Here is a 20,254-nt window from a genome sequence, read left to right as displayed (position 1 = left end):
ATGGGAAAATGGCAGGAGTCGTTACCGCGCATTTGTCGGATAAAGCGTCCGTTCGTCCGAAGCATATCAACGAGCCGCCGGTTGTCCGGTGGATCCTGATCAGCATCGCATTATTGTTTCTGGCTCTTATTGTTCTGCTGCCGCTGGTCACGATATTTGTTGAGGCCTTCAAAAAAGGCGCCGGAGTGTATTTCGCTTCCATCAATGATCCGGACGCCTTGTCGGCGATCAGGCTGACCGTCTTAACGGCGCTCATTGCCGTACCGCTTAACACGATATTCGGCATCGCTGCGGCATGGGCTATCAGCAAGTTCCGTTTCCGCGGGAAAAATGTGCTGATTACGCTGATCGATTTGCCCTTTGCGATTTCCCCGGTTATTTCCGGATTGATCTTCGTCCTGCTGTTTGGAGCCAGGGGATGGTTCGGTCCCTGGCTGGACGATCATAACCTGCAGATTATATTCGCGCTGCCGGGTATCGTTCTTGCGACAACGTTCGTCACCTTTCCCTTCGTGGCCAGAGAGCTGATTCCGCTTATGCAGGCTCAAGGCGTGCAGGAGGAGGAAGCGGCGGCGAGTCTCGGGGCCAAAGGCTGGCAGATCTTCTGGCGCATTACGCTGCCCAATATCAAGTGGGGGCTGCTGTATGGCATCATTCTCTGCAATGCCAGAGCGATGGGCGAATTCGGAGCGGTTTCCGTCGTGTCCGGCCATATACGGGGCGAGACCAATACGCTGCCGCTGCATATTGAAATTTTGTATAATGAGTACCACTTCTCGGCGTCCTTTGCAGTTGCGTCTCTGCTGCTCCTCCTTGCGCTGGTCACGCTGGTCGTGAAGAGCTTCATTGAATGGAGAGCAGCCAGAGAGCAGTCCGATGGGGAGGGTACGATATGAATATTGAAGTCCGCCATTTAACCAAAACCTTCGGCTCTTATGAGGCTGTATCGAATGTCAGCTTCTCGATCAACCGCGGCAAGCTGATCGGTCTGCTTGGACCAAGCGGCGGCGGCAAATCAACGCTGCTGCGCATGCTGGCAGGACTTGAGACGCCGGATTCCGGCGACATCTTCATCAACGGACAGCGGGTCAATGACGTCGCGCCGCAGAACCGGGGAATCGGCTTTGTCTTTCAGAACTATGCATTGTTCAAGCATATGACGGTGTTTGACAATATTGCGTTCGGGCTCACGATCGGCCGTTCCGATAAGACTCAGATCAAGAGCCGCGTCAATGAGCTTCTGGATCTGACGGGACTCCGTGGCTTCGAGAAACGGTATCCCCATCAATTGTCAGGGGGCCAGAGGCAGCGGGTGGCATTCGCCCGCGCATTGGCCCCGCGGCCGGAGCTGCTGCTGCTCGATGAACCCTTCGCGGCGATTGACGCCAAGGTGCGCAAGGAACTGCGCACCTGGCTCAAGCAGCTGATAAACACTCTAGGCATCACATCGATCTTCGTTACACATGATCAGGATGAGGCTGTCGAGGTGGCCGATGAGATGCTGATCGTACAGCAGGGAAAGCTGGAGCAGCAGGGCTCGCCAATCGATATCTATACGAACCCGCAGACTGCTTTTGTTGCCGGATTTATCGGGCATTCCACCTTGGTGGAGCAGCCTGCGCTGCTGAGGGGCTTTAATTTGGCGCAGGTTCCGGAAGGCTCCCGCGCCATTGTCCGCCCGGAATTCGTAGAGGTCGGATATGAGCGCGAGATCGCTTTTCCTTCCGCGGCGGAGACAGGAAATGTGCGCCATGTTTTCTTCCGCGGGGCGCATCTGGAGCTTGAAATACAGGTTGGCGGCAACCGGCTGCTTGCTCATCGTTCGCTGGATCAGGAGCCGCTGCAGCCCGGAGATGAAGTATCTGTTCTCATCCACCGTTTATATGTCGTTTCGGAGCATTCAGCCGTCATGGTGGAGAATCCGCTTAAAATTGATCCGCTGCCGGTTCATATTTAACGGCCGGCAGTTGATTGTATAAAAGAATTAGGAGGAATGGATAATGGCAAAGCCTATCGTACTTGACCAGGAGTGGCTGGACCGCATTTCAGCACAGGTGAACGGCTTGGAATATGGTTCGGTTCTCATCACTGTGCATGACGGCCGTGTCGTACAGATCGACCGTACCGAGCGGCGGAGGTTTGATGCCGCAAGCGCGAAGCAGCAGACAGGACAGACGCAGCAGCCACAACAGCAGCAATCACAGCAGCAGAACAGCAGTGACAAGCTGAAGGCTGTGAACGGTTAACTGATGAGCGAATCCGGATGTATGAACTCTATAGGCCCGTGCTTACTCTTTGCAAAAGGAGCAGCAGGGGTCTTTTCATGTCCAGCGAATTTTAATTTGAGAGAATGACAGAAAAAAATCCATGTAAACTATTGAATTGCTGGAGCAATCACGTTATGATTGTTGATAATGATTATCACTATCATGATATGTGCAGGATGTACATAAAAAAGGAGCAGGCTGACCTGTAATGACGAATTCGACAACATCCCCCCAGAAAACCGCCGATACCACAGAAACCAAAATTCGCACAAGACCGCTGGCAGCTTCCGTCATCCTGATTGCTGGGATTATCGCCCTGGCATTCAGTCTGGCGCTCTCCGTTTCTGTCGGGGCAGCCGATATTAAGCTGGCTACCGTATGGAATGCGATCTTTCATTTCAATCCCGATTTGACGCCTCATCAGATTATTCAGGAGCTTCGGCTGCCGCGCGCGATTATGGGGGCCATGGTCGGAGCCTGTTTCGCCATTTCCGGAGCCCTTATGCAGGGCATGACCCGCAATCCGCTGGCCGATTCGGGTCTGCTCGGTCTCAACGCGGGAGCGGGCTTCGTGCTTGCCTTATGCTTCGCTTTCTTTCCGGGCATGTCCTATATGAGCCTTATCCTCTATTCCTTCCTTGGTGCCGGGGTCGGCGCTCTGCTTGTATTCGGCGTTGGATCGCTGGCGAAGAACGGGCTCACGCCCGTCAGACTTGCTCTTGCAGGTGCGGCAGTCTCGGCCCTGCTGTACGCCTTGAGCGAGGGGATTGCCCTCTACTTCAGAATCGGACAGGATCTGGCGTTCTGGACGGCAGGCGGTGTAGCCGGAGTCAAATGGTCGCAGATTAAAATTATGTTCCCCTGGATTGCAGCAGCAATGGTTGGTTCCATGATCCTGTCCAGATCCATCACGCTGCTCAGTCTGGGCGAGGATATTGCCACCAGCCTGGGCCAGCGCATACGCTTGGTAAAGTTCGCCGCCATGATTATTGTGCTTGTACTGGCTGGAGCCGCGGTTTCGGCTGTTGGGGCCGTCAGCTTCGTCGGACTGATAATTCCGCATCTGACGCGCTATCTGGTAGGGGTTGATTACCGCTGGATCATTCCCTGCTCCGCCGTGCTGGGGAGTCTGCTTATCGTACTGGCGGATATTGCGGCGAGGATGATCAATCCGCCATATGAAACGCCTATCGGCGCCTTGATCGCCTTGATCGGCGTTCCGTTCTTCCTCTATCTGGCCCGGAAAGAGAGGAGAGAACTGTAGATGAAAACAAACCATCTGAACAATGAGCAAGCACGGAACAGACGAGGCGTTCTCGTAATTTTTATATTTGTGTTATTGATAATCGCCACTTTTATTATTAGTATGAATACAGGTTATACACGCCTGACGCCCATTCAGGTTCTCAAGACTTTGTTTGGCGCAGGAGATGCGAAGCAAAGCCTGATTCTCTTTGATTTCCGCCTGCCCCGGATCGTGATCTCGATTCTGGTTGGTGTGGGGCTCGCTGTTTCAGGCTGCATCCTGCAGGGCTTATCCCGGAATGCGCTGGCAGATCCGGGAATTCTGGGGATTAATGCCGGAGCGGGACTTATGGTCATGCTGTTTATTTCGTTTTTCCCGAGCACAACGGCTGCACCCATCTTTATGCTGCCTTTTCTGGCCCTGTTCGGGGCCGGTTTAACCGCCGCTTTAATCTATACGCTTTCCTTTAAAAGGCATGAGGGCATCTCGCCCATACGGCTCCTGCTGGTGGGGATTGCGGTTGCCGCAGGGATTAGCGCAGTGACGATCGTGCTTACCCTCCGGCTTGATCCGGAGAACTACCAGTTCGTGGCGAACTGGATGGCAGGCAGTATCTGGGGGTCCAACTGGAAATTTGTTCTCGCCCTGCTGCCATGGATTGTGGTTCTGCTCCCTTATGTCATTATGAAGGCCAGAGTGCTTAATGTGCTGAATCTGGGCGACCAGATGGCAACCGGCCTGGGTACTCCCGTCGAGAAGGAGCGTGTGCTGCTGCTGGCCGCGGCGGTAGGTCTTGCAGGTTCCTGCGTCGCGGTGAGCGGCGGTATCGGCTTCGTGGGACTCGTTGCTCCCCATCTGGCGCGCCGCCTTGTCGGGCCCAAGCACCAGCTGCTGCTGCCGACCGCGGCGCTTGCCGGTGCGCTGCTGCTTGTCGTAGCCGACACGGTAGCCCGTGTAGTTGTGCAGCCCTCGGAAATCCCGACGGGCATTGTGGTAGCCGTCCTGGGGGCGCCATATTTTCTCTATTTGCTGGCCCGTTCCAAAGCATAACGATTTGCAAGCAAGGAATCAGGAGGTCATTTTCAGATGCTGCGTCGTTTTTTTTCCTACTATCGGCCTTATAAAGGATTGTTTATTCTTGATTTTACATGTGCGGTTGTTGCGGGGCTGCTGGAGCTGGGATTCCCGCTTGTCGTCAATCAGTTCATCGATAAACTGCTGCCGAGCGGAGACTGGACCTTGATTGTCCTAGCCTGCTTCGGGCTGCTGTTCATCTACTGTCTGAATACGGGGCTTCAATATGTCGTTACATATTGGGGACATAAGCTTGGCATCAATATCGAGACCGATATGCGCAGGCAGCTGTTTAATCATATTCAGAAGCTATCCTTCCGTTTCTTCGACAATAACAAGACAGGCCATCTGATGTCGCGGATTACCAATGATCTCAATGAAATCGGCGAAGTGGCCCATCATGGGCCGGAGGATGTGTTCATCGCGGTTATGACCCTGATCGGGGCTTTCATTATGATGATGCTGATCAACTGGAAGCTGGCTGTGCTGACATGCGTTATCGTGCCCTTGATGATCTATCTGGCGATTTACTTTAACCGCAAAATGACGTCCGCCTTCCGCCAGATGTTTTCGGACATAGCGGATTTCAACGCCCGCGTGGAAGACAATGTCGGTGGGATCCGCGTCGTTCAAGCCTTCGCCAACGAGGAGTATGAGAAGGAGCAGTTCGCCGTCAATAACGGACGGTACCGGATGACGAAGCTGCTGTCGTACAAAATCATGGCGAAAAACATCTCCGTCAGCTATTTGCTGATGAGACTGGTCTCTTTGTTCGTAATGATCTGCGGAACCTGGTTCGTTCTTCATGAGCAGCTCACCTATGGTGAATTTATCGCGTTTCTGCTGCTCTCCAATGTGTTTCTGAGCCCGATTCAAAAAATCAATTCCGTTATCGAAACCTACCCGAAGGGTATTGCAGGCTTCAAACGCTATATTGAAATTTTGGAAACCGCCCCGGATGTCGCGGATACGCCAGGAGCCATTGAAGTTGCGCATCTGCAGGGGGAGATCCGTTTCAGCAAGGTAACCTTCGGCTACGAGAATGAGGCCAGGGTACTGCAAAATATTGATCTGAACATTAACGCAGGTGAAACCATCGCTTTCGTCGGACCTTCAGGTGCTGGCAAAACAACATTATGCAGCCTGCTCCCGCGTTTCTACGAAATCGAATCGGGCGGCATTTCCATTGACGGCATCGATATCCGCGATATGAAGCTGGCATCGCTGCGCAGGCAGATCGGCATTGTGCAGCAGGATGTATTTCTGTTTAACGGCTCGATCCGGGATAATATATCTTACGGCAAGCTGGGTGCTTCCGAAGAGGAAGTCTGGGAGGCTGCAAGGCGCGCGAAGCTGGAGGAGCTGATTCGTTCTCAGCCTGACGGGATGGATACCATGATCGGGGAGCGCGGCGTCAAGCTGTCTGGCGGTCAGAAGCAGCGTCTGGCGATTGCCCGCATGTTCCTCAAAAATCCGCCAATCCTGATTCTCGACGAAGCGACGTCGGCTCTGGATACCGAAACGGAAATGGCGATTCAGCAGGCGCTGGCCGAGTTATCGGAAGGCCGCACCACGCTGATCATTGCCCATCGCCTGGCGACAATCAAGAATGCGGACCGGATCGTTGTCGTGACGGAGGAAGGCATCAGCGAGCAGGGCCGCCATCAGGAGCTGGTTACCGCCGGCGGCGTGTACAGCCGGCTTCACCGGGCTCAGTTTGGAAGCATCTGATCTATTATGGGATCCGCTACGATTGCTATTGCAGTCATAGCGGGTTTTTTTATCGGGATAGCCAGCCCTGATTCTTCCAAAATGCGTAACTATTTCCGGTTTACTCCGTCTTTATAAGCAGGAGATCAACTGCCCGCAGATAAAGGGGGGACGATTATGGAAAAGAGAGATCGGCCTGTGCCTGCGATATGGCAGGGGATGGTTTATGCATCCAGCATGATGGCTTATATTGTGATTTATGTGGTTATGAACTTTGGAATCGATTATTATGCCATTGTGCTTTCGGCGGGAAGCCTGATTTTGGCTTTGATACCTGTGACCTGCTGGGTGTTATTTGTTATCATTTGCTACAGGAAAGGCTTGCTTGGATACATGTCCAAGGCGTTTATGATTAACGCGGTCATTATCGGCGCATTGATCGCTTCCCTATGCGTATATAAGCTGGAGAGAAATGAGCGCCGCTCTCATTTTGACTACAACATATGGGTCAGCCAGCCGCAAAGCCGGGGCAGAATGGTTGACGATTTGCTCCGGCACAACGAGCTGCAAGGCTTAACGAAGGCGGAGGTCATTGAACGGATCGGTCTCCCCGATGCGAATTCTCCTTATCAAGCCGATAACCAAATGGTGTATGAATTGGGTCAGGAGGGAGCTTACATCAGTCTCAACAGGCAATGGCTGCTTATTGATATGAATGAGGCTCAGACCGTGACCGGATATGAGATTTATACGGATTAAGGGAATCGACAATGCGTGCGGATTTGAAATGACCTATTCATCCAGCTGGCTATACTTTCTTCTGTCGCTGTTTGTACCCAGCCGCTTCTCTGCACTTTTCTTGAGCCGTTTGCTGACCGTTTGCTCCTTGCGGTTCATGTATTCGAGCTCGCGCCCTGTTTTGCGGTAGCTGGCGAATCTTCGCGCATCAAGCGTCCCGTCTGCGATAGCCTGCTTCACGGCACAGCCGTCCTCGGCTTCATGCCGGCAATCGCGAAACCGGCATGAAGCCGCTACCGCTTCAATATCCGCAAATGCTTCCTGTCTGCCTTCCCCGGCATCCCACAGCTGGAGCTCCCGCATACCGGGCGTATCCATCATAACGGCTCCGCCGGGCAGCGGAAATAATTCGCGGTGAGTGGTCGTATGGCGGCCGCGCGCATCATCCTCGCGGATGCCCTGGACACGCTGCAGATCCCCGCCGGCCAGCCAGTTGAGCAGGGTGGACTTGCCTACACCGGAGGATCCGGTCAGCGCAACGGTACAGCCGGGCTGCAGGTAGGGAGAAATCCCATCTCTTCCCATATCCTGCAGGGCGCTGACCGCATGGACAAATACGCCGGGAGCCGCTGCTTCAACAACCGCAATCTTCACGGCTACGTCATCGCATAAATCGGCTTTGGTGAGCAGAACGACAGGAACAGCGCCGCTCTCCCAGGCCACAATCAAATACCGCTCAATCTTGCGGATATTGAAATCCTCGTTCAGAGCGTTGACGATCAGCAGCGTATCGATATTGGCGCCAATGACCTGCTCCTCGGGGATGCTTCCAGCCGCTTTTCGAAGCATCACCGTCGTTCTGGGCAGAACGGCTTGAATAACGACCCGCTTCTCACCGGCGAGCGGTTGGACCGCTGTCCAATCCCCCACTCCAGGAAAGTCGCTGCGCCTGGTTGCCTCAAACTGAAATTTGCCGCTTACCGCAGCCATACATTCGCCATGCTGCGTAATAACGCGGTACTGGTTGGCGAACTGCGCAATGACGCGCGCTGGAATCATTTCCTTATACTCATCGGCAAGGAATCGTGTCTGCCAATGTTCATTCCAGCCAAATGCCTGCATTTGTTCATTTTCATTCAGGTTCAAATTGGTTGTTCTCCTTTGTTTTTACAATTGGGTTGGCTCGTGTGACAGGACAATGGACAATGCGCATCAGTAAAAAACAGCACAAAAAAACCGTCAGTACCCTCCGGGGGTCTCTAACGGTTTGTGTGCCTGATTCAAATAAAACCAAAGAAGAAAGGCTGCGTTTGTCTAGCACCTGCAAGTTTCTTCCCGCAAAATATCAGAATAGTCATGTGTGACATGCAGCTTTTCCGATATTTGGACAAAAGCGCGCGGCTTCCCGCAATGATGACGCTTCTGTGTTAACTTGAATAAGGATCCGTAGAGACTGATGCGCATGCAACTTGGAAACGAACATTTCGAACGATTATAGTCACCATATCACATCAGTCTCCTTTCCTTTTTCGTAATTGTCATTCTATAGTGTAGAACTGGCTGTTGTCAAGCAGAGAATGCCAATGGCGTTAATGCTACGGTGTAGACGAGCCATTAGTCAAGGATAGAAAGTAAAAAGGCTCCATGCGGCGAAGCTCGCCGGCATGAAGCCTTAACCATTACGAAATCATGAATTTAATAATGACCGCAACGATAAAAATGATGGTCATTACACCGAAAAAACCGGCAAAGCCCATTGCGGTATCCATAAAGTCGTCGCGGGGTTCTTCGTTTACATGATCGCGCGGATCTCTGACATTTTCCATTTGTGTAACTCCTCCTTGAAGGGCGACGATTGCTCCTCTTAGTATACCCAACTTTCAGAATAATTGTAAAGCCGCCGTTCGTGACAATTGTGAGGCAACTTGCAGGATTGGGACGAACGGCGCAGCGGAGGAGAAAATCAACATAGCCGCATCGTGGGAACAGATGTGCTACAATAGAGGAGTGAAGAAATGGCCAGGAGGAGTACGGGATGGAAGAACAATTGAAAGCCGAGTCTGCCGTGGAGCGGCGGCTGGCGGATGAACGAATCCGCAGTAAGCTTGCGCTGCTGCCGGATCAGTCCGGCTGCTATTTGATGAAGAATGCCGACGGCATCATAATTTATGTTGGTAAAGCGAAGGTGCTCAAAAACCGCGTCCGCTCGTATTTTAACGGCAGCCATGACGGAAAGACGCAGAAGCTTGTATCGGAAATCCGCGATTTTGAATATATTGTGACTTCCACCAATATGGAAGCTCTTATCCTTGAATGCAATTTAATCAAACAATATCATCCCCGTTATAATGTTCTGCTTAAGGATGATAAGACCTTTCCTTATATTAAAATAACCAATGAAAAGCATCCCAAGCTCGAAGTCACGCGCCGCGTCGTGAAGGATAAGGGAAAATATTTCGGGCCGTATCCCAACGCTTATGCCGCGCAGGAAACGAAGAAGCTGCTTGACCGGCTGTATCCGCTGCGCAAGTGCAATACGCTGCCTGACAAGGTATGCTTATATTATCATTTGGGCCAATGCATAGCGCCATGCGAGTACGATATCGCTCCCGGAACCTATGAGGCGATGACCCAGGAAATTACGCGTTTTTTGAACGGCGGCCACGATGAGGTGAAGAAGACGCTTCAGGCCAAAATGGCCGCAGCCGCCGAGGAGCTGGAATTTGAGCGGGCCAAAGAATTCCGCGATCAGCTGGTGGCGATCGATGCGGTCATGGAGAAACAGAAAATCACATTAGCAGACGCCATGGACCGCGATGTGTTCGGTTATTTCACCGACAAGGGCTGGATGTGTGTGCAGATCATGTATATGCGCCAGGGCAAGCTGATTGAGCGCAGAGCGACCTCATTTCCTTATTATGGCGAGGCTTATGATGACTTTATGACATTCGTGACTCAATATTACAGCGATAATCCGGCGCTGCCGAAGGAAATCCTGCTGCCCGCTCCTGAAGTGGCGGCTCTAATGCAGGAACCGCCGCAATTTGACAAGATTGACGCCCCACAGGAGCAGGACACTCTGAACGGGGATGGAGAGATGCCTGATACAGCTCCGGAGCAGACTGGCAAAGACGATAATGATGAGGCTTTGCCGGCATCCGTAAGAGATGTGACGGGCACCTCATTGCAGACGTCGGGAGAGGCTGAGGAAGACGAAGCGCTGCCGGCAACCGTGGCCGATGAGGTCGGCTCATCTCTGCAGAAATGGCTCAAGGTCAAAGTATTCGTTCCCCGGCGCGGGCGCAAGCGCGATGTTGTCGCGATGGCTGTCAACAATGCCAAGGTCACGCTGGATGAGAAATTCCGGTTGATTGAGCGGGATGAAGAGCGCACCCTGAAGGCTTCCGAGAGTCTGGCCGCCGCGCTTGGACTTTCTGAGATACGCCGCATTGAGGCGTTCGACAATTCCAACATCCAGGGCACGAATCCGGTTTCTGCAATGATCGTGTTCACGGACGGGAAACCGGATAAGAAGGAATACCGCAAATACAAGGTGAAAACGGTCCAGGGGCCGGATGATTACGAAACGATGCGCGAGGTGGTCAGGCGGCGTTATGAGCGGGTGCTCAAGGAAGGGCTGCAGCTTCCCGACCTGATCGTTATAGACGGCGGCAAAGGCCAGATATCGGCGGCGCTCGATGTGCTGGAGAACGAGCTTGGCCTGTACGTGCCGGTCTGCGGCCTGGTGAAGGATGTCAAGCATAAGACGGCTCAGCTGATGATGGGGGACCCTGCGGAGATTGTGCCCCTTGCGCGCGACAGCCAGGAGTTTTATCTGCTGCAGCGCATTCAGGATGAAGTTCACCGCTTCGCCATATCCTTCCACCGGGAGCAGCGGGGCAAGTCCATGATCGCGTCCAAGCTGGACTCCATCCCCGGTATCGGGGAGAAACGGCGCAAGCTGCTGCTCAAGCATTTTGGCTCGATCAAAAAAATAAAAGAAGCCGGAATTGAAGATTTCCGGCCTCTGTCCATCGGCGAAAAGCTCGCCGCACAAATCATTGAAGCGTTGAGGGAGGAGCCGCAATAAGCGGTCTCGTCCTTTTTTTCTTGTCATGCAGGTAGCGCAGTCCCCATGCGATGGGAATAGGCAGCAGGATGTAGACGATGCCCATGATGATATTGCCCGGCGTTCCCGTGAAGATCAGGGAAATAGCCATCATGATGCTGTCGAATACGGCATGGGCGAATACGACCGTGAGAAAACCGTACCGCAGAAACATGAAGCTGAAGATAAGCCCGATAACGGTCAATTCAAGCAGCCGTGTGGTGGAAGGGAAAATGGGATATGTAACATGGCCAAGCGCCCATATAATAGTGGGAATAAGCGAAGCGACGAACGTATTGTTGAACCATTTTTTGAAAAGGCCGATTCCGAAAAAACGGTACAAAGCCTCCTCCGAAATGGCGGCGCACCAGGCCAGCATGGGGAAGATCCACAAAATGCCCAGGTTGTATGGAGACTGCGTGACATCCGAGGTTGACCATGCGCCGGTAACATTCACCAGCACGATGAAGATGACGGTCTGCAGTCCCAGCAGCAGGAAAGCAATCAGATAACCGAGCCACATGCTGCGCCATACATGATCGCCATAACCCTCCTCTCCCATTCGCGGCCACATCCGTTTGCCCATTGAGTTCCACAGGGCGTCGCCGCCGACAAGGGAGAAATAAACGGCAATGCCCATCACAATCGTGACGACACAGGTAATGCCGACATTAATGGCCGCGTAGGCCATCGCATTAGGGTCCTCGCCGGCACTCGCCAGCAGACCGTCCATGAGATTGAAGTCATTCGCCAAATACATGACGAGGAACAGCAGAGTCAGTACAATACCGCGTGTAAACGAGGAATGCTTGCGGTAAAGCGCGGCATAGACGATTGCAATGACGAACAGGACAAAGGAAAGCAGAATGCTGCCGAGGAGGGACAGGAAAGAAGCAAGCTTCTGCTGGGCCTGGACATAGCTCGAATAACTGGCCGGAACCGTGAAGCCGGGCTTGTATTCGGCAATGATGAGCGTTCCATCGCTTGTTTTCTCTGTTCTCATCGCAAGCATCAGCTGCGATTCTCCGATCGTATAGCCGTTAACCTTGTACGAGATCCTGCCTGTTTCCGGGTCTGCCTTGGTCATGCTTAGTTCATTCGCTTTAAATCCTTGGGAGACGGCATATTTCATAGCAGCGTCGCTTATCTGGGTCGCTTGCGGGATAGTGGTATGGATCTCCTTGTATTGGTTCCAGCCGACAACCTTGGCTTCCTGCATATGCACATAAATAAAAATCTGGCTGCCGTCAGGCATCGCCGCCGTGACCTGGAATGTGTCGGTGGGGAAGCGGCTGTCATATTTCTTGTCGTAGGTCTCGGTCTGCTTTTCCTTGGACAGATAACCGTAAAGCATCGAATCGGATTGGTGAACCGCATGGATGCTCTCCGGCAGCTGCTTGAATTGCTGCAGGGCAAAATCCTCAGCAATCTGCTCGGCTTTGCTTTTGGCGATTACCTTCTTGCTGCCCGAGTCAAAAAAAGACTCCGAGGTTTGCGGTACAACTTGTACGAGCAAATAAATAACAATGCCAATGACGCCTAACCATGCATAGAATTTCCAGTTGGGCCGCAGCTGATAAACATTCATGTTTGCACCTCTAATCTCAATATACAAGCAGTAAACCGCATACATCTACCTTATCATAGTTGTCTCGATAATTTCCATGCGAATGCTCGCAAATACGTTTTGTGGTCGAGTTAAATGGACAATAATGAACAGGATGTGCCGATTTGGGCCCGAGGGTCGTCTTTTTTGCCTGAAAACGGTTCCTTTCCTCCTTAATTGTCGTTTGTTTTTTCCAGAACAATGCAATTATAATGTGTATCAATTGCATATGAAAAGCCGAATTTCGAAATGAAAACGGGGGAACCATACAGCTGTCTTGAACGGGTCGCTTAAGCTTATGCGATTTCATTAAAGGACAGCACGGGGTGAATTTCAACAAGCAGCGTAATTTTGAACTGCTTGTGAATAGGGCAGCTGTTCAAGCCCGAATCCGTCAGCTAACCTCGCAGGCTTCGTGGAACAGGACTCAAACGCATTGGCACTTGGGCTTCCAGTGCTTTTTTTGTGCGCGCAAACAGCCAGGAGGGGTGGGACAAATCCTACGATGCTATCTTTTTTCAATATTTCCAAATGGTCGCCGCCCCGTATATTGGTAACGGGCTTTGCGCTCATTATTTTGCTTGGAGGCTTGCTGCTCTCCATGCCCTTTGCCTCGCGGGATGGCTTACCGACGCCATTTATCGACGCGGTATTTACAGCAACAACGGCAACGTGCGTGACGGGGCTCGTGACTGTGGATACAGGCAGCCACTATTCGGTTCCCGGCCAAATCATTATTATGATGCTGATTCAGCTTGGCGGTCTCGGCTTTATGACCATGGCCACTTTGTTTGCTCTTGTTCTGCGCAAGCGCATATCCCTGAAGGAACGGCTCATTCTGCAGGAGGCGATGAACCAGACCAGCATGGAAGGCATTGTGCGTCTCATACGCAAAGTGATTTTGTACTCGTTGACCATTGAGCTCGTTGGCGCTGTCCTTTTTGCCATCCGCTGGTCGTTTGATATGCCGCTTGGCAAGGCAGTTTATTTTGGCATTTTTCACGCGATTTCATTCTTTAATAATGCGGGCATCGATTTATTCGGCCAGTTCGGGGTTCCGTATGTAAGCCTTACGGAGTATGTTAATGATCCTTTGGTCAATATCGTGACGATGCTGCTGATCATAACAGGCGGGATCGGTTTTATTGTTATCTCGGATCTCGTAGAATATCGCAATAATAAGAAACTTTCGCTTCATTCCAAAGTAGTACTGTCTATGACCGGCTTTTTGATTGTATTCGGAACGGTTGTTGTTTTTATATTCGAGTTCACCAATGCCAGGACACTCGGTTCCCTTCATTGGGGCGGCAAAATATTGGCTTCCTTCTTCCAGTCGGTTACTCCGCGTACAGCTGGCGCCAATACGCTTGACCTTGCCTCACTCAGGCAGGCCACACAGTTCCTGACCATTATCCTGATGTTCATCGGCGCTTCGCCGGGTTCTACAGGAGGCGGAATCAAGACCACAACCTTCACGACTCTAATCGGTGCGGTTATTGCCATGATCCGGGGCAGGGAAGATATTGTGCTGTTTCGCTACCGTCTTGCCCGTGAGCGCATTTTCAAAGCATTGACCATTACCTTGTTATCGCTTTCCCTTGTCATTGTCGTCACCATGGTGCTCTCCACGACTGAGGATCAGGCCTTCTTGAAAATCCTGTTCGAGACTACCTCAGCCTTCGGGACAGTAGGCTTGACGCTTGGCATTACACCGGAGCTCTCCACGGTCGGCAAGATTATTATCTGCTTGACCATGTTTGCCGGCAGGCTGGGTCCTCTGACACTCGCCTATGCGCTTGGGCCGCGTTCGGAGAAAGAATTATATCGTCATCCGGAAGGCAAAATTATTATTGGATAGGGGAAATTATTACACGATGAAGAATCATCAGTTCGTCATTATCGGACTTGGCCGCTTCGGTTCAAGTTTGGCCAGGGAATTAGTGGAGCTTGGATATGAAGTGCTCGGCATTGATAAGGACGAGGAAGCCGTTCAGGATATGAGTCAGCATCTGACGCATACCGTCGTGGCGGAATCAACGGACGAGGAAGTGCTGCGGTCGCTTGGCGTACGCAATTTTGACTGTGGTGTTGTCGCTATCGGCGATGATATTCAAGCGAGCATTCTGACGACTATTTTGCTTAAGGACCTGGGCGTGAAGAAGGTCGTGGCCAAGGCGATGAGCGAGCTGCATGGTCGGGTGCTGGAGAAAATCGGGGTGGACCGCGTAGTCTATCCGGAGCGGGATATGGGCATTCGTGTCGCGCATCAGCTGGTGTCGCCTAATCTGCTTGATTATATTGAATTGTCAAAGGATTATACGATTGCCGAGCTGGCGGTGCCAAAATGTCTTAACGGCGTATCCCTGCAGGATCTTAATCCCAGAGCTAAATTCGGCTGCAGCATTGTTGCAATCAATAAGCCCAGAGGAATCATTATTGCTCCTACTGCAACCGATGTGCTCGCTGAGAAGGATGTCATGGTTGTCATCGGGACCAACCAACAGATTGAACAATTCGAGGAGTCCGTTACCCGTTAGGGGAAATCAGCGACTGCTTCATTATGAAACGGGCGTGAAAGCGGCAAATGGAGACATCAACTACAGAAACAATTCATCACTTGTTTTTACTGCTGCTCACGATTGTGACGGCTGGCATGATCGCAGGAACGCTGGCATCCAGACTGCGGCTACCGGATGTTGCCATGTATATAATCGTGGGAATGGCAATCGGACAGGGTTTCCACTGGATTAATGAGTCAAGCGGCTCGCTGATTAATCAATTGATCCTTGTAGCCGGTTCTTCCATCATTTTGTTCGACGGCGGGAGAAATATCGGTTTGAAGGGTCTGAAGCAGGTGGGCTGGACGGTTGGTCTGCTCAGCGTACCCGGCGTGCTGATCACAGTTGGCATTGTCGGGGCGGCGGTGCATTTGCTGTTTGGCATTGATTGGCTGTATGCGCTGCTTGCCGCATCGGTCATCGCTTCCACAGATCCTGCTTCTATCATACCTGTGTTCCGGCAAGTGACGATTCGCAATCGGCTACGCGAAACGGTTGAGAGTGAATCAGCCTTTAATGATGCGACAGGATCGATTATTACGTTCGCTCTCCTGAGTGCGGCTGTAGGGGATTCAGCGCTTTCTGCCGGCGTCATAACATGGGATTTTATCCGGACGGCATTCGGCGGCATTGCCGTTGGATTGGCTTTGGGGATTATTATAGTCGGTCTGGTTGCCCACATCCGCATTGGTGTGCTGCGCGATTACACAACCATCGCCATGATCGCTACTGCGCTTGGCGCGTATCTGATTGGCGACATGCTGCATGTGAGCGGATTTATGGCTACCTTTGTAGCGGGACTGATCTGGGGGAATTCGAAATCCTTCGGAATGGATATGGCGGGCAAAAAGGAAGAAATCAATCATTTTTCCAATAATATAACCGTTATGATGCGGATGCTGATCTTTATCCTGCTTGGCAGCCAGGTGGATTTCAGGCTGCTGGCCGATTATTGGTGGCAGAGCCTGCTTGCGGTGCTTGTGCTGATGTTCATTGCCCGTCCAGCGACCGTGCTTGCTTCCGCGCTGCCGGACCGCAAGTCCCGGTGGAGCCTGAAGGAAATGACCTTCATGATGTGGGTGCGGGAGACTGGCGTTATACCGGCCGCTTTATCCGGCATGCTGGCGGGAATGGGGGTCAAGCACGCCGATATTATTGCATCGGTAACCTTTATGGCCATTATGCTGACGATTCTGCTACAGGCAAGCACCACTGCCTGGGTGGCCCGAAAGCTCGGAATGGATTCGGAAGCGGAAATTGGCAAATAATAAGGAGAGGGCGCCGAAGCTGCCTTCTCCTTTTGTTTTATTTAACTTATTGACCAGGTCCGCTCCACGATCTATGTTCTCAATTATCGTAGGAGCATCGGGGCAGCATCAGCCGTTTCTTCTCGGATTGTAGAGCTTGGCAATCTCATCAATCCACAAGCGGACGGCAGGACTCAAGCTGTCCGTCTCGGCATGAATCAGGGAGGTGGTGCGCTTGGATTCCTTGAGCTCGCGGATCGTGACACTGATCAGGTCATTGTCGCTCAGCATCTGCTCGCGCAAATATGATTTGGGCAGAAGCGTTCCGGCGCGGCATGTGTGGAGCAGGCGCAATATCGCTTCGAAGGAGTCAATTTCCATTCTGACGTCGGGCAGGAGATGATATTTTTCAAACAGCTCGTCCGTAAGAATACGGTACCAGGTGCCTTTGGAGAACAGGATCATCGGCATGCCGTTCAAATCGCCAATGACGGGCTCGCCCTTGTCCATTACAAAATGATTGCGCGGCAGCACCAGCACCAGGTGATCCTCGAATAGGGGGACGCAGCGCAGCCCCGGATCGTCGATTTGAGAAGCAACAATGCCGAGATCCGCTTTGCGGTCGCGGACAAGCGAAACAATCTCATGCGTTTTGCCGGTGATGGCCTTGATATCCAGCTCCGAGCTTTGCTGCGTCAGCGCCTGAATCAGATCGGGCAGCGTCGTCTGCAGGGTGGTCAGGCTCGCGCCGATCGTCAGGGAGGAGCGGCCCGCAGTCTTGTATTCGGCAAGCATCTTCAGGAACCTGAGATGCTGCTGTCTGGTCTCGATGGCGTAATCATAGGTAAGCCGGCCGATCCGCGTCAGCTCCAATCTTTTGCCGACCCGCTTGAACAGCTCGACTCCCAAGTCCTGCTCAAGCTTGGAAATTTTCCGCGACAGAGCGGGCTGGGATAAATTAAGCGCGGTTGAAGCCTTGTTCATGCTGGATTGCTCTACAATGATGGCAAACACATTCAATTCTTCAAGCATTTCCTCAACCCTTTCCTTACATATGTGTATTTGTTATAAGTTTTAATGAATAATAAGCAATTCCATTATAAGTGTAAAAGGAGTATTATGTGAACTGTGAATAAAATGTGTCATGCTAATTGTTGACGCATAATTGGGCGGGAGTTACAATGGAGAATGGTTTTGGCGAAGATTGGCGAATGTTAGCAACTCACAGTTGCGAAAGGAGAACGCACACGTTATGAAAGGAAATTCGTATTTATCGCGCAAGATTCACTCTTTGCTTGGAGTGATACCGCTCAGCTTGTTCATTGTTGAACATATGCTGACCAATTATGCAGCTTTTGAGGGCGGCCCGCAGGGATTTAAGGACAGTGTCAAGTTTCTGAATGACCTGCCGCTTGTTTTCTTCCTGGAGCTGTTCGGCATCTGGCTGCCGCTGCTGTTCCATGGCGTGTACGGCCTGTACGTTGCGTACCAGTCCAATATTAACACCGGGCGGTTTCAGTATGGACGCAACTGGGCGTTTGCGGCACAACGGATTTCGGGGGTTATCACATTTATCTTCGTTTTCTGGCATCTGTATCAAACGCGCTACCAGGTTATGATCGGCGAAGTCACTCATGAACAGCTGGGCGGTCTGATGCACGATATTACCAACAACGGCTTCTATCTTGTTTTTTACATTATCGGCGTCGTTGCGGCGACATTCCATTTTAGCAACGGAATGTGGGCTTTCCTTGTGAGTTGGGGCATTACGGTCGGACCTCGTGCGCAGCGCATCTCCTCCAGAATATGGATGGGTGTATTCGTTCTCGTATCGCTGTTGTTTCTGCTATCGCTCTTCTCCTTCCGTGGGGATGAGTTCAAGGAAGCGGCTTCTCTTGCTTCATATATGACGAATCTCGTTTAGCTTTAGGACAAGGAGCGAATAAATATGGCTAAGAATAAAGTTATTGTCGTCGGAGGCGGACTCGCCGGTCTGATGGCTACAATTAAAGCGGCGGAAGCCGGACTTCATGTCGATCTCTTCTCGGTTGTTCCTGTTAAACGGTCTCACTCCGTATGCGCGCAGGGCGGTATTAACGGCGCGGTGAATACGAAGGGGGAGGGCGACTCCACCTGGGAGCATTTTGACGATACGGTATACGGCGGCGACTTCCTTGCGAACCAACCGCCGGTTAAAGCGATGTGCGATGCGGCGCCGGGTATTATCCACTTGATGGACCGGATGGGCGTTATGTTCAACCGTACACCTGAGGGACTGCTTGATTTCCGCCGTTTTGGCGGCACTCAGTATCACCGCACGGCTTTCGCAGGCGCAACAACCGGCCAGCAGCTGCTGTATGCGCTGGATGAGCAGGTGCGCCGCTGGGAAACAGCCGGGCTCGTTACGAAATTCGAACACTGGGAATTCATGGGCGCCGTATTGGATGACGATGGCGTCTGCCGCGGCATAACCGCGCAGGATCTGCGCTCCATGGAAGTGCATACCATTGCGGGCGATGCGGTTATTCTGGCATCCGGCGGCCCAGGCATCATTTTCGGCAAAACGACCAACTCGGTCATCAACACAGGTACCGCAGCAAGCGCTGTGTATCAGCAGGGCGTGCATTACGCCAACGGCGAATTTATCCAAATCCATCCCACAGCCATCCCCGGCGATGACAAGCTGCGCCTGATGTCGGAATCGGCCCGCGGCGAAGGCGGCCGGATCTGGACTTATAAAGATGGCAAGCCATGGTATTTCCTTGAAGAGAAATATCCTGCCTACGGCAACCTGGTTCCCCGTGACATTGCGACCCGGGAAATCTTCCACGTCTGCGTTGACGAGAAGCTGGGCATCAATGGCGAGAACATGGTTTATCTGGATCTGTCCCATAAGGATCCGAAGGAGCTCGATGTCAAGCTCGGCGGAATCATTGAGATTTACGAGAAGTTCATGGGTGATGACCCGCGTAAAATTCCGATGAAAATCTTCCCGGCGGTTCATTATTCCATGGGCGGATTATGGGTTGATTTCAACCAAATGACCAATATTCCCGGCTTGTTTGCCTGCGGAGAATGCGAATATCAATACCATGGCGCGAACCGTCTGGGCGCGAACTCGCTGCTCTCGGCGATTTATGGCGGCATGATCACAGGACCGAAGGTCGTAGAATATATCAAGGGCTTGAAGAAATCGGCGGATGATATTTCATCTACCGTATACGATCGCGAGAAGAAGCGCCAAACCGATAAATATGAAGGCATTTTGGCCATGAACGGCACAGAGAACGCATATGTGCTGCACAAGGAGCTTGGCGAGTGGATGACCAACAATATGACGGTCGTTCGTTTCAACAAGAAGCTGGAAGAGACAATCGGGAAAATCAAGGAACTGAAGCAGCGCTACCGCAACATCAATATCAATGATACTTCGCGTTGGAATAATGCAGGCGTGGCGTTCACCCGTCAGCTGTGGAATATGCTGGAGCTGTCCGAGGCGATGACGCTGGGCGCTCTTATGCGCAACGAGAGCCGCGGCGCGCATTACAAGCCGGAATTCCCGGACCGCAATGACGATTATCTGAAAACGACCAAAGCGACGTGGACGGTTGAAGGTCCGACAATTTCGTATGAAGATGTGGATGTCTCCCTGATCAAACCGCGTAAACGCGATTACTCGAAAGAAAAATAGAAAGGAGAA

Annotated in this window: 17 protein-coding genes and 1 riboswitch; of the genes, 13 read left to right on the top strand and 4 right to left on the bottom strand. The window is 52.1% G+C overall.

Going from position 1 to position 20,254, the window contains the following annotated elements; translation table 11 throughout:
- The first annotated feature begins 8 nt into the window (after window positions 1-8).
- From cysW to AC0YOB_RS30270, 7 genes are all read left to right on the top strand, one after another.
- Entirely contained in the window at window positions 9-896 is an 888-nt protein-coding gene (gene cysW, locus AC0YOB_RS30300; RefSeq protein ID WP_475795952.1) for a sulfate ABC transporter permease subunit CysW, read from the top strand.
- Complete coding sequence (locus tag AC0YOB_RS30295; protein ID WP_475795951.1) at window positions 893-1,957, top strand: ABC transporter ATP-binding protein; 1,065 nt, start codon at window positions 893-895, stop codon at window positions 1,955-1,957. The genes cysW and AC0YOB_RS30295 overlap by 4 nt, the downstream gene beginning before the upstream one ends.
- Before the next feature lie 43 nt (window positions 1,958-2,000).
- Entirely contained in the window at window positions 2,001-2,246 is a 246-nt protein-coding gene (locus tag AC0YOB_RS30290) for a YezD family protein (protein ID WP_475795950.1), read from the top strand.
- A gap of 229 nt (window positions 2,247-2,475) precedes the next feature.
- Entirely contained in the window at window positions 2,476-3,531 is a 1,056-nt protein-coding gene (locus AC0YOB_RS30285; RefSeq protein ID WP_475795949.1) for a FecCD family ABC transporter permease, read from the top strand.
- The gene (locus tag AC0YOB_RS30280; RefSeq protein WP_475795948.1) at window positions 3,532-4,563 is read left to right on the top strand and encodes a FecCD family ABC transporter permease; all 1,032 of its coding nucleotides are present in this window, start codon (window positions 3,532-3,534) and stop codon (window positions 4,561-4,563) included. It begins immediately after the preceding gene.
- Window positions 4,564-4,599: 36 nt separating this feature from the next.
- Window positions 4,600-6,318 (top strand): ABC transporter ATP-binding protein, encoded by a 1,719-nt coding sequence (locus tag AC0YOB_RS30275; RefSeq protein ID WP_475795947.1) that lies wholly within the window; start codon window positions 4,600-4,602, stop codon window positions 6,316-6,318.
- A gap of 156 nt (window positions 6,319-6,474) precedes the next feature.
- On the top strand, window positions 6,475-7,056 hold the full coding sequence (locus AC0YOB_RS30270; RefSeq protein ID WP_475795946.1) for a hypothetical protein: 582 nt from the start codon (window positions 6,475-6,477) through the stop codon (window positions 7,054-7,056).
- A gap of 33 nt (window positions 7,057-7,089) precedes the next feature.
- Here the strand turns inward: AC0YOB_RS30270 and rsgA are convergent, their stop codons facing one another.
- Window positions 7,090-8,181, bottom strand: coding sequence for a ribosome small subunit-dependent GTPase A (gene rsgA / locus AC0YOB_RS30265; RefSeq protein ID WP_475795945.1), 1,092 nt, complete (start codon window positions 8,179-8,181; stop codon window positions 7,090-7,092).
- Between the two features lie 533 nt (window positions 8,182-8,714).
- On the bottom strand, window positions 8,715-8,861 hold the full coding sequence (locus tag AC0YOB_RS30260) for a YqzM family protein (protein ID WP_210038428.1): 147 nt from the start codon (window positions 8,859-8,861) through the stop codon (window positions 8,715-8,717).
- 209 nt (window positions 8,862-9,070) lie between these two features.
- Between AC0YOB_RS30260 and uvrC the strand changes: the two genes are divergently transcribed.
- Window positions 9,071-11,125, top strand: coding sequence for an excinuclease ABC subunit UvrC (gene uvrC / locus AC0YOB_RS30255; protein WP_475795944.1), 2,055 nt, complete (start codon window positions 9,071-9,073; stop codon window positions 11,123-11,125).
- Here uvrC and AC0YOB_RS30250 read toward each other — a convergent pair.
- Complete coding sequence (locus AC0YOB_RS30250) at window positions 11,094-12,731, bottom strand: CPBP family intramembrane glutamic endopeptidase (RefSeq protein ID WP_475795943.1); 1,638 nt, start codon at window positions 12,729-12,731, stop codon at window positions 11,094-11,096. The two genes, uvrC and AC0YOB_RS30250, sit on opposite strands and share 32 nt — an antisense overlap.
- A gap of 243 nt (window positions 12,732-12,974) precedes the next feature.
- A riboswitch (cyclic di-AMP (ydaO/yuaA leader) is annotated at window positions 12,975-13,177 on the top strand.
- A gap of 77 nt (window positions 13,178-13,254) precedes the next feature.
- Here AC0YOB_RS30250 and AC0YOB_RS30245 point away from each other — a divergent pair.
- From AC0YOB_RS30245 to AC0YOB_RS30235, 3 genes are read left to right on the top strand one after another with little or no spacing between them, the layout of a single operon-like run.
- Window positions 13,255-14,607 carry a TrkH family potassium uptake protein gene (locus tag AC0YOB_RS30245; protein WP_475795942.1) on the top strand — a complete coding sequence of 451 codons (1,353 nt, stop codon included), beginning with the start codon at window positions 13,255-13,257 and terminating at the stop codon, window positions 14,605-14,607.
- A 16-nt stretch (window positions 14,608-14,623) separates the two neighbouring features.
- Window positions 14,624-15,286, top strand: coding sequence for a potassium channel family protein (locus tag AC0YOB_RS30240; protein ID WP_210038432.1), 663 nt, complete (start codon window positions 14,624-14,626; stop codon window positions 15,284-15,286).
- Window positions 15,287-15,333: 47 nt separating this feature from the next.
- Window positions 15,334-16,575, top strand: coding sequence for a cation:proton antiporter (locus AC0YOB_RS30235; RefSeq protein WP_475795941.1), 1,242 nt, complete (start codon window positions 15,334-15,336; stop codon window positions 16,573-16,575).
- A 108-nt stretch (window positions 16,576-16,683) separates the two neighbouring features.
- Here AC0YOB_RS30235 and AC0YOB_RS30230 read toward each other — a convergent pair whose 3' ends face one another.
- Entirely contained in the window at window positions 16,684-17,586 is a 903-nt protein-coding gene (locus AC0YOB_RS30230) for a LysR family transcriptional regulator (protein ID WP_210038434.1), read from the bottom strand.
- A 220-nt stretch (window positions 17,587-17,806) separates the two neighbouring features.
- On the opposite strand from AC0YOB_RS30230, the gene AC0YOB_RS30225 reads away from it, so the two are divergent.
- Entirely contained in the window at window positions 17,807-18,478 is a 672-nt protein-coding gene (locus tag AC0YOB_RS30225; protein ID WP_210038435.1) for a succinate dehydrogenase cytochrome b558 subunit, read from the top strand.
- A gap of 24 nt (window positions 18,479-18,502) precedes the next feature.
- Window positions 18,503-20,245: a succinate dehydrogenase flavoprotein subunit gene (sdhA, locus tag AC0YOB_RS30220; protein ID WP_475795940.1), complete on the top strand. Its 1,743-nt coding sequence runs from the start codon at window positions 18,503-18,505 to the stop codon at window positions 20,243-20,245.
- Window positions 20,246-20,254: the final 9 nt, after the last annotated feature.

It is taken from the genome of Paenibacillus sp. JT31N17, assembly GCF_056269255.1.
This window is presented reverse-complemented; position numbering and strand designations above follow the sequence as displayed.

Coding starts and splice junctions, on each gene's coding strand:
- cysW (WP_475795952.1), top strand. CDS start 9: ATGGCAGGAGTCGTTACCGCGCATTTGTCGGATAAAGCGTCCGTTCGT.
- AC0YOB_RS30295 (WP_475795951.1), top strand. CDS start 893: ATGAATATTGAAGTCCGCCATTTAACCAAAACCTTCGGCTCTTATGAG.
- AC0YOB_RS30290 (WP_475795950.1), top strand. CDS start 2,001: ATGGCAAAGCCTATCGTACTTGACCAGGAGTGGCTGGACCGCATTTCA.
- AC0YOB_RS30285 (WP_475795949.1), top strand. CDS start 2,476: ATGACGAATTCGACAACATCCCCCCAGAAAACCGCCGATACCACAGAA.
- AC0YOB_RS30280 (WP_475795948.1), top strand. CDS start 3,532: ATGAAAACAAACCATCTGAACAATGAGCAAGCACGGAACAGACGAGGC.
- AC0YOB_RS30275 (WP_475795947.1), top strand. CDS start 4,600: ATGCTGCGTCGTTTTTTTTCCTACTATCGGCCTTATAAAGGATTGTTT.
- AC0YOB_RS30270 (WP_475795946.1), top strand. CDS start 6,475: ATGGAAAAGAGAGATCGGCCTGTGCCTGCGATATGGCAGGGGATGGTT.
- AC0YOB_RS30260 (WP_210038428.1), bottom strand. CDS start 8,861: ATGGAAAATGTCAGAGATCCGCGCGATCATGTAAACGAAGAACCCCGC.
- uvrC (WP_475795944.1), top strand. CDS start 9,071: ATGGAAGAACAATTGAAAGCCGAGTCTGCCGTGGAGCGGCGGCTGGCG.
- AC0YOB_RS30250 (WP_475795943.1), bottom strand. CDS start 12,731: ATGAATGTTTATCAGCTGCGGCCCAACTGGAAATTCTATGCATGGTTA.
- AC0YOB_RS30245 (WP_475795942.1), top strand. CDS start 13,255: ATGCTATCTTTTTTCAATATTTCCAAATGGTCGCCGCCCCGTATATTG.
- AC0YOB_RS30240 (WP_210038432.1), top strand. CDS start 14,624: ATGAAGAATCATCAGTTCGTCATTATCGGACTTGGCCGCTTCGGTTCA.
- AC0YOB_RS30235 (WP_475795941.1), top strand. CDS start 15,334: ATGGAGACATCAACTACAGAAACAATTCATCACTTGTTTTTACTGCTG.
- AC0YOB_RS30230 (WP_210038434.1), bottom strand. CDS start 17,586: ATGCTTGAAGAATTGAATGTGTTTGCCATCATTGTAGAGCAATCCAGC.
- AC0YOB_RS30225 (WP_210038435.1), top strand. CDS start 17,807: ATGAAAGGAAATTCGTATTTATCGCGCAAGATTCACTCTTTGCTTGGA.
- sdhA (WP_475795940.1), top strand. CDS start 18,503: ATGGCTAAGAATAAAGTTATTGTCGTCGGAGGCGGACTCGCCGGTCTG.